The 13,594-nt window shown below is 59.1% G+C and carries 7 protein-coding genes; all 7 read right to left on the reverse strand.

The features are described from left to right. Positions 1-5: 5 nt before the first annotated feature. On the reverse strand, positions 6-1,196 hold the full coding sequence (tuf, locus tag D1222_RS00575; RefSeq protein WP_119452236.1) for an elongation factor Tu: 1,191 nt from the start codon (positions 1,194-1,196) through the stop codon (positions 6-8). Between the two features lie 80 nt (positions 1,197-1,276). Next, complete coding sequence (gene fusA / locus D1222_RS00580) at positions 1,277-3,421, reverse strand: elongation factor G (protein ID WP_119452308.1); 2,145 nt, start codon at positions 3,419-3,421, stop codon at positions 1,277-1,279. 45 nt (positions 3,422-3,466) lie between these two features. Further along, complete coding sequence (gene rpsG, locus D1222_RS00585) at positions 3,467-3,937, reverse strand: 30S ribosomal protein S7 (protein ID WP_119452309.1); 471 nt, start codon at positions 3,935-3,937, stop codon at positions 3,467-3,469. A gap of 12 nt (positions 3,938-3,949) precedes the next feature. Continuing rightward, positions 3,950-4,321, reverse strand: coding sequence for a 30S ribosomal protein S12 (rpsL, locus tag D1222_RS00590; RefSeq protein ID WP_018146782.1), 372 nt, complete (start codon positions 4,319-4,321; stop codon positions 3,950-3,952). 252 nt (positions 4,322-4,573) lie between these two features. Continuing rightward, a complete protein-coding gene (rpoC, locus tag D1222_RS00595; protein ID WP_119452310.1) occupies positions 4,574-8,803 on the reverse strand; it encodes a DNA-directed RNA polymerase subunit beta' in 4,230 nt (1,409 codons plus the stop codon). Positions 8,804-8,895: 92 nt separating this feature from the next. Next, positions 8,896-13,023: a DNA-directed RNA polymerase subunit beta gene (gene rpoB / locus D1222_RS00600; protein ID WP_119452311.1), complete on the reverse strand. Its 4,128-nt coding sequence runs from the start codon at positions 13,021-13,023 to the stop codon at positions 8,896-8,898. Between the two features lie 175 nt (positions 13,024-13,198). Next, positions 13,199-13,576, reverse strand: coding sequence for a 50S ribosomal protein L7/L12 (rplL, locus tag D1222_RS00605; RefSeq protein WP_119452312.1), 378 nt, complete (start codon positions 13,574-13,576; stop codon positions 13,199-13,201). Positions 13,577-13,594 lie beyond the last annotated feature (18 nt).

Below are 13,594 nucleotides of genomic sequence, written 5' to 3' on the forward strand. Positions count from 1 at the left end.
AGGTCTTACTTGCTAACGCTTGAGACGACGCCTGCACCGACGGTGCGGCCGCCTTCGCGGATTGCGAAGCGAAGACCCTGGTCCATGGCGATCGGAGCGATGAGCTCGACTTCCATTTTCACATTATCGCCCGGCAGGACCATTTCCTTGTCCGCTGGAAGCTTCACAACACCCGTCACATCCGTCGTACGGAAGTAGAACTGTGGACGGTAGTTGGTGAAGAATGGCGTGTGACGGCCACCCTCTTCCTTGGTCAGGATGTAGGCTTCTGCCTCGAACGTCGTGTGCGGGGTGATCGAACCTGGCTTACAGAGAACCTGGCCACGCTCAACGCCCTCACGGTCGATACCGCGGATCAGTGCGCCGATATTGTCGCCAGCCTGGCCCTGGTCGAGCAGCTTGCGGAACATCTCAACGCCCGTAACGGTCGTCTTCTGCGTGTCGCGGATACCGACGATCTCGACTTCTTCACCAACCTTGATGATGCCCGTCTCGACGCGGCCGGTCACAACCGTACCACGGCCAGAGATCGAGAACACGTCCTCGACCGGCATCAGGAACGGCTTGTCCAGTGGACGGTCCGGGGTCGGGATGTACTCGTCGACAGCTTTCATCAGCTCAAGGATCTTCTCCTTGCCGATATTCTCGTCGCGGCCTTCGACAGCTGCGAGTGCAGAACCGGAAACGATCGGAATGTCGTCGCCCGGGAAGTCGTAGGACGACAGAAGCTCACGGACTTCCATCTCGACGAGCTCGAGGAGCTCTTCGTCGTCGACCTGGTCAACCTTGTTGAGGAACACGACCAGCGCAGGAACGCCGACCTGACGTGCAAGCAGGATGTGCTCGCGGGTCTGCGGCATCGGGCCGTCAGCTGCGTTCACAACCAGAATCGCGCCGTCCATCTGAGCGGCGCCCGTGATCATGTTCTTCACATAGTCAGCGTGGCCCGGGCAGTCGACGTGAGCATAGTGACGCTCGTCCGTCTCATACTCGACGTGCGCGGTGTTGATGGTGATGCCGCGTGCTTTTTCTTCAGGGGCGTTGTCGATGTCCGCATAGGACTTCGCTGCGCCGCCATAAACTTCTGCAAGCGTCATCGTGATCGCTGCCGTCAGCGTCGTCTTGCCATGGTCAACATGGCCGATCGTGCCGATGTTTACGTGCGGCTTGTTCCGCGCAAACTTCTCTTTGGCCATCGGGCCTCTCCTTCACTTCAAACTTAGTCTTCAGCCAAAATTCCGGGCATGAACCGCCAGGCCGGTATCCGGATCTATTCCTAGCCCGCCAGATCCTGGACGATCTTCTGGGCCTCGGCCTTTGGGACTTCGGCATAGTGATCGAACACCATGGTGAACTGGGCACGGCCCTGTGACATACCGCGAAGGTTGCCGACATAACCGAACATGTTCACCAGCGGCACGAATGCATTGATCGCGACCACGTTACCGCGTGGGTTGGATCCCTGAATCTGACCGCGGCGGGAGTTCAGGTCGCCAATGATGTCGCCCATATAGTCTTCAGGCGTCACGACCTCGACCTTCATCATCGGCTCCATCAGCTTCGGATCAGCCTTGGTGCGAAGCTCACGGAAAGCAGCGCGCGAAGCGATTTCGAAGGCGAGGACCGAGGAGTCCACGTCGTGGAACTTACCGTCGACGAGAACAGCCTTGAAGTCGGTGACAGGATAGCCGGCCAGAAGACCGTTTTCCTTGGCCTGGTTGAGACCCTTCTCGACGCCCGGGATGTATTCCTTCGGCACCGAACCACCAACGATCGCGCTCTCGAACACGAAGCCTGAACCTGCTTCGAGTGGCTCGAACTGGATCTTGACTTCAGCGAACTGACCGGAACCGCCAGACTGCTTCTTGTGCGTGTAGTTGATTTCGGTCGGACGGCCGAGCGCTTCACGGTAAGCCACCTGCGGCTGACCGATGTTTGCTTCAACCTTGAACTCGCGCTTCAGACGATCAACCAGGATGTCGAGGTGAAGCTCGCCCATGCCCTTCATGATGGTCTGACCGGACTCGATGTCGGTCTCGACGCGGAAAGACGGATCTTCGGCAGCAAGACGCTGCAGGCCGATCGACATCTTCTCCTGGTCGGCCTTCGACTTCGGCTCAACCGCAATCTCGATAACCGGATCCGGGAAGGTCATGGTTTCGAGGACAACCGGGTCGGACTTGTCGCAAAGCGTATCGCCCGTCGTGGTTTCCTTGAGACCTGCCAGCGCGATGATGTCGCCAGCATATGCTTCTTCAATCTCTTCACGGTTGTTCGAGTGCATCATCATCATACGACCGACGCGCTCTTGTCTGCCCTTCGTGGAGTTCAGAACCGCACCGCCCTTGGAGAGCTGACCGGAATAGATACGCACGAAGGTCAGCGAGCCAACGAACGGGTCGTTCATGATCTTGAATGCAAGACCGGAGAACGGCTCATTGTCGTCTGCATGACGCGCAATGTTACGAACTTCCTCTTCGTCACCCGGCTTGAAGCCCATATAGGCTGGCACGTCGAGCGGACCTGGAAGATAGTCGATGACAGCGTTCAGCATTGGCTGGACGCCTTTGTTCTTGAACGCAGAACCGGCGAGCACAGGCACGAATGCCATGGACAGCGTGCCCTTGCGGATAAGGACGCGAAGCTCGGACTCGGTCGGCTCGGTGCCTTCGAGATAGGCTTCCATAGCAGCTTCGTCTTGCTCGACAGCAAGCTCAACCAGCTCGGCGCGCATCTCTTCAGCTTTTGCCTTCAGGCTGTCGCGGATGTCGCGGACGACCCATGACGCACCAAGGTCTTCGCCTTCCCAGACCCATTCCTGCATGGTGATCAGGTCAACGATGCCCTCGAGCTCGTTTTCTGCACCAATCGGGAACTGGATCGGAGCCGGCTGTGCACCGGTGCGGTCCTTGATCATGTGAACGCAGTTGAAGAAGTCTGCGCCGGTCTTGTCCATCTTGTTGACGAACACGATGCGCGGAACCTTGTAGCGGTCAGCCTGACGCCAGACAGTTTCGGTCTGTGGCTCGACACCGGCGTTTGCGTCGAGAACGCAGACAGCGCCGTCAAGCACGGCCAGCGAGCGCTCGACTTCGATGGTGAAGTCAACGTGGCCTGGCGTGTCGATGATGTTGAAGCGGAATTTCGCCTCGTCCGGGGTGTCGCCGTAGATGCCGGTCGGGTTCTTGCCGTCTTCGGTACGGAACCAGAAGGTCGTGGTCGCAGCAGACGCAATCGTGATGCCGCGCTCCTGCTCCTGCTCCATCCAGTCCATCGTGGCCGCGCCGTCGTGGACTTCGCCGATCTTGTGCGAACGGCCGGTATAGAAAAGGATGCGCTCGGTCGTCGTCGTCTTACCGGCATCAATGTGGGCCATGATGCCAAAGTTGCGATAGCGCTCCAACGAGTATTCGCGGGCCATGGGATTACCTTTTTGTCTAGTTCCGGGAGGAACGTGTCGAACGTGTTACCAGCGGTAGTGGGAGAAGGCGCGGTTAGCTTCGGCCATGCGGTGGGTATCTTCCCGCTTCTTCACAGCCGTGCCGCGTCCTTGCGATGCGTCGAGCAGTTCACCTGCAAGGCGCTCACGCATGGTGTTTTCGTTGCGCGAGCTGGCAGCAGAGGCGAGCCAGCGAATCGCGAGAGCCTGACGGCGCTCCGGACGAACTTCGACCGGGACCTGATAGGTCGCACCGCCAACGCGGCGCGAACGCACTTCGACAGCTGGCGAGATAGCTTCAAGCGCAGAGTGGAACACCTCGACAGGGTCCTTCTTCGCTTTCGACTCAACCAGATCGAAGGCACCGTAAACGATGCGCTCGGCGGTGGATTTCTTACCGTCCTGCATGATCTGGTTCATGAACTTCGAGATAACGATGTCCTTGAACTTCGGATCAGGAAGAACCTGGCGTTTTTCGGCGCGGTGACGACGTGACATGCTCTATGACCCTTATTTCGGTTTCTTGACGCCGTAATGCGAGCGGCGTTGCTTACGGTTCTTGACGCCCTGCGTATCGAGGACACCGCGGAGGATGTGATAACGCACACCCGGAAGGTCTTTCACGCGGCCGCCGCGGATCAGGACAACAGAGTGCTCCTGAAGGTTGTGGCCTTCACCTGGAATGTAGCAAAGCGATTCAAAACCCGTGGTCAGACGGACCTTGGCGACCTTACGAAGTGCCGAGTTCGGCTTCTTCGGCGTGGTCGTGTACACGCGCGTGCAAACGCCGCGACGCTGTGGGTTGCCCTTGAGGGCCGGTGTCTTCGAACGCGCAGGCTTTGGCTTGCGCGGATTGCGGATCAGTTGCTGAATCGTGGGCATGAGGGCCTTTTTGATTACTTTCTAACTTGGCCCCATCGGACCAGTCCAAACCAAGATAGCCCGGCTGGGCCATTACTTGGCCCACCGGACAATCAATTCCGTACTATGCCGACCTGACAGCGCCCTTACGGGCCGCTGGAGGCAATAAAACCTACCGCCTCAGCCAGCGTTCGGCGCGTGTTAAGACCCTGCAGGCGTCCCGTCAAGTGTTTGGGACGGGACGCGCTGCGATAGGGTCGGTTTCAGCTGCAACTACTCTGCAGCGTCTGGTGCCGGCAGGGCCGCTGCGGCCTGTTCAGCTGCTTCGCGGCGCTTCGCCTTGAGCTTCTGGTCGCGCTGACCGGCTATGCGACGGAAGTTGCGCATGCCGCCGCCCGTACCAGCCGGAATCAGGCGGCCGACAATGACGTTCTCTTTCAGGCCTTCGAGCGTATCGACCTTGCCCTGCAGGGCAGCTTCGGTCAGCACGCGCGTCGTTTCCTGGAAGGATGCTGCGGAGATGAAGCTGCGGGTCTGCAGCGACGCCTTGGTGATACCGAGGAGAACCGGAACACCCGATGCCTCGCGCTGGTCCTGCTTGCGCGACCGGCGAACCGACGCGTTTGCTTCTTCCAGCTCGAGCAGGTCGACATGTTCGCCCTTAAGGAGCGTCGTCGTACCCGGATCGGTGATCTCGATCTTCTGCAGCATCTGGCGAACGATCACCTCGATGTGCTTGTCGTTGATCGGCACGCCTTGCAGACGATAGACCTTCTGGACTTCGTCGACGAGGTAGTCAGCCAGCGCCGCGATACCGAGCGAGCCGAGGATATCCTGCGGCGCAGGGTTACCGTCGACGAGGTATTCACCGCGGCGGATGAAGTCACCGTCCTGGAAGGAGATACGCTTGTTCTTTGGAACGAGGTACTCAACAGGCTCGACGCCCTCTTCTTCCGGAATGATGCCGATCTTGCGCTTGTTCTTGTAGTCGCGAAGGTACGACACACGGCCGTCAATATCGGCGATAACCGCATTGTCCTTCGGACGACGTGCTTCGAACAGCTCGGCCACACGCGGCAGACCACCGGTGATGTCCTTGGTCTTTGCACCACCCGTCGAAGTACGTGCAAGGCTGTCACCTGAGCCGACTTCGTCGCCATCATTGACCGACAGGATCGCGCCTGGCGAAAGCAGATAGCGGGCTTCGGTGCCGTTTGGCAGCGTCTTGGCTTCACCATTCGCATCCGTGATCAGGACCGATGGACGAAGCTCATTACCCTTGCTGCCGCGATAGTCGACGATAACGCGCGACGAGATGCCGGTTGCTTCGTCAGTCTCTTCACGGGCCGACATGCCGTCGACGACGTCAACGAGCTTGGCGACGCCCGAGATCTCGGAGATCAGCGGCTGTGCGAACGGATCCCAGTCAGCGAGCTTGTCGCCTGGTTTCACCTTCGCACCGTCCTTGGTGTAGACGCGCGTACCGTAGCCAGGCTTGAAGGTCTGGCGGGTACGGCCATCGCTGTCGATGATCGACACCGACATCTGGCGGCCAACCACAACGAGCGTCTTGTCCGAACGGGTAACCGTGTCGGCTTCCTCGAAGCAGATCGTGCCTTCAAACGAAGCTTCAACCGAGCTTTCTTCCGCGACGGAGGCAGCGCCGCCGATGTGGAAGGTACGCATGGTCAGCTGGGTACCCGGCTCACCGATCGACTGTGCTGCGATAACACCGATCGCTTCACCACGGTTGACGATCGTACCACGTGCAAGATCGCGGCCGTAACACGCCACACAGACACCAGTCTTCGTTTCGCAGGTCAGCGGCGAACGCACCTTGATCTCATCGACACCAGCCGCCTCGATGGTCGCGGCAAGCGCTTCATCGACATAGGTGTTGGCCGGGCAGATAAGCTCGCCCGTCTTCGGATCATTGACGTCCCAACCGGTTGTCCGGCCGAGGATACGCTCAGAGATCGAAACGGTGACGTCTGCGCCTTCCATGACCGGGGCAAGCATGATGCCCTTGTCGGTGCCGCAATCATCTTCATTGACGATACAGTCCTGCGCCACGTCGACGAGACGACGGGTAAGGTAACCGGAGTTCGCGGTTTTCAGAGCCGTATCAGCAAGACCCTTACGGGCGCCGTGGGTCGAGTTGAAGTATTCAAGAACGGTCAGGCCTTCCTTGAAGTTCGACACAATCGGCGTCTCGATGATCTCACCCGATGGCTTGGCCATCAGGCCGCGCATACCAGCCAGCTGCTTCATCTGGTTCTTCGAACCACGTGCACCGGAGTGGGCCATCATGAAGACCGAGTTGGTCTCTTCCTGTCGGCCGGTTTCGGCGTTGATTTCAGCTTCGCCTGCGGCGTCCATCATCGCGTCAGCGACTTTGTCGGTACAGGTCGACCAGGCGTCGACCACCTTGTTGTACTTCTCACCGCGGGTGATGAGGCCTTCTGCGTACTGGCGCTCATACTCCGACACTTGCGCGCGGGTATCTTCGACCAGCTTGGCCTTGGCTGCCGGAATCTTCATGTCGTCCTTACCGAACGAAATGCCCGCCTTGCAGGCCTCACGGAAGCCGAGTGCCATCACCTGGTCGCAGAAGATGACCGTCGCCTTCTGACCGCAGTTCCGATAGACCTCATCGATCAGTTTGGAGATCGCCTTCTTGGTCATAAGGTCGTTGACCAGCTCGGCGCGCATGCCTTTCATCTTCGGCAGCAGGGACGCAATCATGTAGCGGCCCGGCGTGGTGTCGATGATGCGGACTTCTTCATTGCCCTCTTCATCAACGCCTTCGAAGCGCGCCTTGATCTTGGCGTGCAGCGACAGCTTGCCTGCGTGCAGGGCATGCTCGATTTCCGCCATGTCGGAATAGATGCCCTGAAGCGGACGCCCTTCCTTGTCGGTCTTGTACGAGCCTGGCTCTTCGTCCTTGTCGAGCGACAGGTAGTAGAGGCCAAGAATGATGTCCTGCGACGGAACGATGATTGGCTTGCCGTTGGCTGGCGACAGGATGTTGTTCGTCGACATCATCAGCACGCGCGCTTCCAGCTGGGCTTCCAGCGAGAGCGGAACGTGAACAGCCATCTGGTCGCCGTCGAAGTCAGCGTTGAAGGCCGCACAGACCAGCGGGTGAAGCTGGATGGCCTTGCCTTCGATCAGCTTTGGCTCGAACGCCTGAATGCCGAGACGGTGCAGCGTCGGTGCGCGGTTCAGCAGGACCGGGTGCTCACGAATGACCTCTTCGAGGATATCCCAGACTTCCGGCTTTTCTTTCTCGACGAGCTTCTTGGCAGCCTTGACGGTGCCGGCGAGCCCCTTCGCATCGAGACGCGCATAGATGAACGGCTTGAACAGCTCGAGCGCCATCTTCTTCGGCAGGCCGCACTCATGCAGCTTCATGTTCGGGCCAACCACGATGACCGAACGACCAGAATAGTCGACGCGCTTGCCGAGCAGGTTCTGACGGAAACGGCCGTGCTTGCCTTTCAGCATGTCGGAGAGCGACTTCAGCGGGCGCTTGTTGGTGCCCGTGATGACGCGGCCGCGGCGGCCATTGTCGAACAGGGCGTCGACAGACTCCTGCAGCATCCGCTTTTCGTTACGGATGATGATGTCCGGCGCGCGAAGCTCCATGAGGCGCTTCAGGCGGTTGTTCCGGTTGATCACACGGCGATAAAGGTCGTTCAGGTCAGAGGTCGCAAAGCGGCCACCGTCCAGCGGAACGAGCGGACGAAGATCCGGCGGGATCACCGGAACGATCGTCATAATCATCCATTCCGGCTTCGCACCGGATGCAAGGAACGCCTCCACGACCTTGAGACGCTTGGAGAATTTCTTCGTCTTCAGTTCGCTGGTGGATTCTGCGAGGTCTTCACGCAGCTGGTCTGCGAGCGACTCAAGATCAAGCGCGCGCAGGAGCTCGCGAACAGCTTCGGCACCGATCATCGCCGTGAAGGCGTCTTCACCGTGCTCGTCCTGAGCGTCCATATACTCTTCTTCGGTGAGCAGCTGGTTCGGCTCAAGCGGGGTGAGGCCCGGCTCGATGACCACATAGCTCTCGAAGTAGAGAACGCGCTCAACGTCCTTCAGAGCCATGTCCAGCAGCGTGGAAATGCGCGATGGAAGCGATTTCAGGAACCAGATGTGCGCGACAGGCGCAGCTAGCTCGATGTGGCCCATGCGCTCACGGCGAACCTTGGCGAGGGTAACTTCGACGCCGCACTTCTCACAGACGATCCCGCGATACTTGATGCGCTTATACTTGCCGCAAAGGCACTCATAGTCCTTTATTGGACCGAAGATGCGGGCACAGAACAGGCCTTCGCGCTCTGGCTTGAAGGTCCGGTAGTTGATGGTTTCCGGCTTCTTAATCTCACCGGACGACCAGGACCGGATCTTTTCCGGGCTGGCGATAGAGATCTTGATCGCCTCAAAGCTCGGGGCTGGGGCGTTGGCGTTATTGAAGGGGTTTGTGACGTCTTGGCGCATTTAATTCCGCTCCTCGGGAGGGGGCGGCCAGACCTGATGTCTGGCCTTTAGAAAAACCTAGTCTCTATTCGACACGATTACCACGTGGCGGCCTATTCGGCCGCCACCGGTGAGTCATCATCATCCTCATTGGCTTCGATCAGTTCGACATTGAGGCCAAGCGAGCGCATTTCCTTGATGAGAACGTTGAACGATTCCGGGATACCGGCTTCGAACGTATCATCACCGCGGACGATGGCTTCGTACACCTTGGCACGACCTGCCGTGTCATCGGACTTGACGGTGAGCATTTCCTGCAGCGTGTAGGCGGCGCCATACGCTTCCAGGGCCCAGACCTCCATCTCGCCGAAGCGCTGACCACCGAACTGCGCCTTGCCGCCCAGCGGCTGCTGGGTAACGAGCGAGTATGGGCCGGTCGAGCGGGCGTGGATCTTCTCGTCCACCAGGTGGTGAAGCTTCAGAAGATACTTGTAGCCAACCGTGACCTTGCGCTTGAACGCTTCGCCGGTGCGACCGTCGAACAGGGTCACCTGACCGGACGCATCCAGCCCTGCCCGCTCCAGCATTTCGACGATGTCAGCTTCACGAGCGCCGTCGAACACTGGCGTTGCGATCGGAACACCATTGCTGAGGTTCGAGGCCAGCTCGACGATCTCGGTATCGGACTCGGGCAGTTCCTGCTCCTTGCCGTACACGTGCTGGACCGTCTCGCGCAGAGCCTTATTGTCCTTGTTCTCGTTCCACTCATCGAGCGCATTCTGGACCAGACGGCCAAGACCATTCGAGGCCCAGCCCATATGGGTTTCCAGGATCTGCCCGACGTTCATCCGCGACGGCACGCCGAGCGGGTTGAGAACGATATCGACAGGCGTACCGTCTTCAGTGAATGGCATGTCTTCGGCCGGGTTGATCTTCGAGATCACACCCTTGTTGCCGTGACGGCCAGCCATCTTGTCGCCCGGCTGCAGCTTGCGCTTCACAGCGAGGAAGACTTTGACGACCTTCATCACGCCTGGAGGCAGGTCGTCGCCCGACTGGACCTTGTCGACCTTGTCGTTGAAGCGGGCTTCGAGCTCACGCAGGGAGTCGTTGAAGCGGCTCTGCAGAAAATCAAGCTCGCCTTGGGCCTTTTCAGACTTCAGGGCGATTTCCCACCACTGGCTCTCGCGAAGTTCGTCAAGTGCCTCACTGGTGATCTTGCCCGTCTTGAAGCCTTTCGGGCCTGCAGCAGCTTCGCTTCCAACGAGCAGTTCACGCAGGCGCGCATAGGTGTTGCGCTCCAGGATGTTCTGCTCGTCTTCTTTATCTTCCTGCAGTTGTTCGATCTGCTCACGCTCGATCTGGAGCGCGCGCTGATCCTTGTCGATGCCGTGACGATTGAAGACACGGACCTCAACGACCGTACCCGAGCCGCCCGGAGGCACGCGCAGGGAGGTGTCGCGAACGTCAGACGCCTTCTCACCGAAGATAGCGCGCAGAAGCTTTTCTTCCGGCGTCATCGGGCTTTCGCCCTTCGGCGTGACCTTGCCGACGAGAATGTCGCCAGCTTTCACTTCAGCGCCAACAGCAACGATACCGGCTTCGTCGAGGTTACGCAGGGCTTCCTCGCCGACGTTCGGAATGTCGCGCGTGATCTCTTCCGGGCCGAGCTTGGTGTCGCGAGCCGCGATCTCATACTCTTCCAGGTGGATCGAGGTGAAGACGTCGTCTTTCACGATCCGCTCGGAGATCAGGATGGAGTCCTCGAAGTTGTAGCCATTCCACGGCATGAACGCGACGAGCACGTTGCGGCCGAGTGCCAGCTCACCAAGATCGGTGGACGGGCCGTCTGCAATGATGTCGCCGGAACGGACTTCGTCACCCACGCGCACAATCGGGCGCTGGTTGATACAGGAGTTCTGGTTCGAACGGCGGAACTTTGCGAGGCGATAGATATCAACGCCGGACTTCGCCGAGTCGATGTCTTCCGTCGCGCGCACAACGATACGCGTACCGTCCACCTGCTCGATCACACCGGCGCGGCGCGCCACAACAGCTGCGCGGCTGTCGCGGGCAACAACGGACTCCATGCCGGTACCGACAAACGGGGCTTCTGATTTGACGAGCGGCACAGCCTGACGCTGCATGTTCGAGCCCATGAGAGCGCGGTTGGCGTCGTCGTTTTCAAGGAACGGGATGAGGGCCGCAGCAACCGAAACAACCTGTTTCGGCGACACGTCCATATACTCCACTTCCTCGCGCGGGACGAGCGTCGCTTCGCCGTTGACGCGGGCGTTGACGAACTCATTGTCGAGTTCACCCTTGTCATTGACGGTCGCATTGGCCTGCGCGATCGCGAAGCGGTGCTCCTCCATGGCGGAGAGGTACACGACTTCGCTGGTCAGCTTGCCATTCTCGACCTTGCGGTACGGGCTTTCGATGAAGCCGTACTTGTTCACGCGTGCATGGGTCGCGAGCGAGTTGATCAGACCGATGTTCGGGCCTTCCGGCGTCTCAATCGGGCAGATACGGCCATAGTGGGTCGGGTGAACGTCGCGGACTTCGAAGCCTGCGCGCTCACGGGTGAGACCGCCTGGGCCAAGTGCCGAAAGACGACGCTTGTGGGTGATTTCCGACAGCGGGTTGGTCTGGTCCATGAACTGCGACAGCTGCGAGGAGCCGAAGAATTCACGCACCGAAGCGACAACCGGCTTCGCATTGATCAGGTCGTGCGGCATGACCGTGTCGATATCGACCGAGGACATACGCTCCTTGATGGCGCGCTCCATACGGACGAGACCGATGCGGTAGTTGTTTTCCATCAGCTCGCCGACCGAACGGACACGGCGGTTGCCGAGGTTGTCGATGTCGTCGACTTCGCCCTTGCCGTCCTTCAGGTCGAGGATGACCTTCATGACGCCGACAATGTCTTCCTTGCGCAGGGTGCGCATGCTGTCTTCAGCAAGCTCGTAATCATCGAGAGCCATGTTGAGGCGCATATTCATCTTCACGCGGCCAACCGCGGAGAGGTCATAGCGCTCGCCATCGAAGAAGAGCTGGTTGAACAGCGCGTCGGCTGCTTCCTGGGTCGGTGGCTCACCAGGGCGCATGACGCGGTAGATGTCGGACAGCGCTTCGAAGCGCGTCTCGTTCTTGTCAGCCTTCAGCGTGTTGCGCAGCCATGGGCCACGGTCAGCGCCGTCAATGTTGAGAATCTCAACCGACTTCTGGCCAAGCTCGCGAAGCTCTGCGACGAGCTCCTCGGTCAGGACGTCGCCGGCCTCACCAAAGATCTCACCGGTTTCACGGTTGACGATATCGCGGCCGAGGAACTTGCCCTCAAGCGCCGTCGACGGAACGAGAAGCTCATCCGTGCCGCCTTCAGCAATACGCTTTGCAGCGAGCGCGGTGATCTTACGGCCTGCTGGCGCGACGACCTTGCCGGTCTTTGCGTCGACGAGGTCATAGTCTGGCTTCTGGCCCTTCCAGCTTTCTGGACGGTAGCCCGCGATCCAGCCCTTCTTGTCGAGGCGGAAGACAGAGCGGGTGTAGAAGAGATCGATGATCTCGTCAGTGTCATAACCGAGCGCATACAGCATCGTGGTCGCCGGAAGCTTGCGCTTGCGGTCGATACGGATGTTGAGAATGTCCTTGGCGTCGAACTCGAAATCGAGCCAGGAGCCACGGTAAGGAATGATGCGGGCCGCGAAGAGCAGCTTGCCCGACGAGTGGGTCTTGCCGCGGTCGTGGTCGAAGAACACGCCAGGCGAACGGTGCATCTGCGAGACGATCACGCGCTCGGTGCCGTTCACGATGAACGTACCCTTGTCCGTCATCAGCGGAATGTCGCCGAGATAGACTTCCTGTTCCTTGACCTCTTTGATGGACTTCGCGCCCGTATCTTCGTCGATATCGAAGACGACCAGCTGCAGCCGCACTTTCAGCGGCGCTGCGTAGGTCATGTCGCGCTGCATGCACTCCTGCATGTCGAACTTCGGCGGCTCGAATTCGTATGAAACGTATTCAAGCGTCGCGCGCTCATTGAAGTCGATGATTGGGAAAACGCTTTTAAAGACACCACCAAGGCCGTCATCGGTGCGCTCAGCAAGAGCGGTATGCATCTGCAGGAACTGCTCGTAGGAGGAGCGCTGCACTTCGATGAGGTTTGGCATGTCGATGGCTTCGGGAATACGACCGAAGGATTTGCGGATACGTTTTTTTTCCGTGAAAGAAAGAGCCATCTTTAGTTCCGTTTCTTGCCGGCCACTCCGTCCTGCAGCATGCAGATCCGGCGGCGGCTTGCCACCTGAAACGCGAGCACGCGGCGGAACCCATAAAGGGCTCCGCCGCGCTATTTACTCTACAGAGATGATGCCTCGCGCAGACACCACCCCTTAATTGTAAGCCGGAACCGGCTTACTTGATTTCAACCTTGGCACCAGCTTCTTCGAACTTCTTCTTGAGTTCTTCTGCTTCGTCCTTGGAAACGCCTTCCTTGATCGGCTTCGGAGCGCCTTCGACGAGCTCCTTGGCTTCTTTCAGGCCAAGACCGGACACGACTTCGCGCACGACCTTAATGACGTTGATTTTCTTGTCGCCGCCATCGGTCAGGATAACGTCGAATTCGGATTTCTCTTCAGCTGCTGCTGCGTCGCCGCCGCCAGCTGCTGGACCGGCCATAGCAACAGCTGCCGCTGCTTTGATGCCGCGCTCTTCGAGATAGTCGTTGAGCTCTTTTGCTTCGAGGATGGTGAGGCCGAGAAGTTCGTCACCAAGTTTTGCAATATCTGCCATTTGTCTGATCGACTTTCT

This window comes from Henriciella algicola (assembly GCF_003576245.1).
GTDB lineage: Bacteria > Pseudomonadota > Alphaproteobacteria > Caulobacterales > Hyphomonadaceae > Henriciella > Henriciella algicola.

Excerpts from the sequence above, each read along its gene's own strand:
- tuf (WP_119452236.1), bottom strand. The coding sequence starts at position 1,196 with ATGGCCAAAGAGAAGTTTGCGCGGAACAAGCCGCACGTAAACATCGGC.
- fusA (WP_119452308.1), bottom strand. The coding sequence starts at position 3,421 with ATGGCCCGCGAATACTCGTTGGAGCGCTATCGCAACTTTGGCATCATG.
- rpsG (WP_119452309.1), bottom strand. The coding sequence starts at position 3,937 with ATGTCACGTCGTCACCGCGCCGAAAAACGCCAGGTTCTTCCTGATCCG.
- rpsL (WP_018146782.1), bottom strand. The coding sequence starts at position 4,321 with ATGCCCACGATTCAGCAACTGATCCGCAATCCGCGCAAGCCAAAGCCT.
- rpoC (WP_119452310.1), bottom strand. The coding sequence starts at position 8,803 with ATGCGCCAAGACGTCACAAACCCCTTCAATAACGCCAACGCCCCAGCC.
- rpoB (WP_119452311.1), bottom strand. The coding sequence starts at position 13,023 with ATGGCTCTTTCTTTCACGGAAAAAAAACGTATCCGCAAATCCTTCGGT.
- rplL (WP_119452312.1), bottom strand. The coding sequence starts at position 13,576 with ATGGCAGATATTGCAAAACTTGGTGACGAACTTCTCGGCCTCACCATC.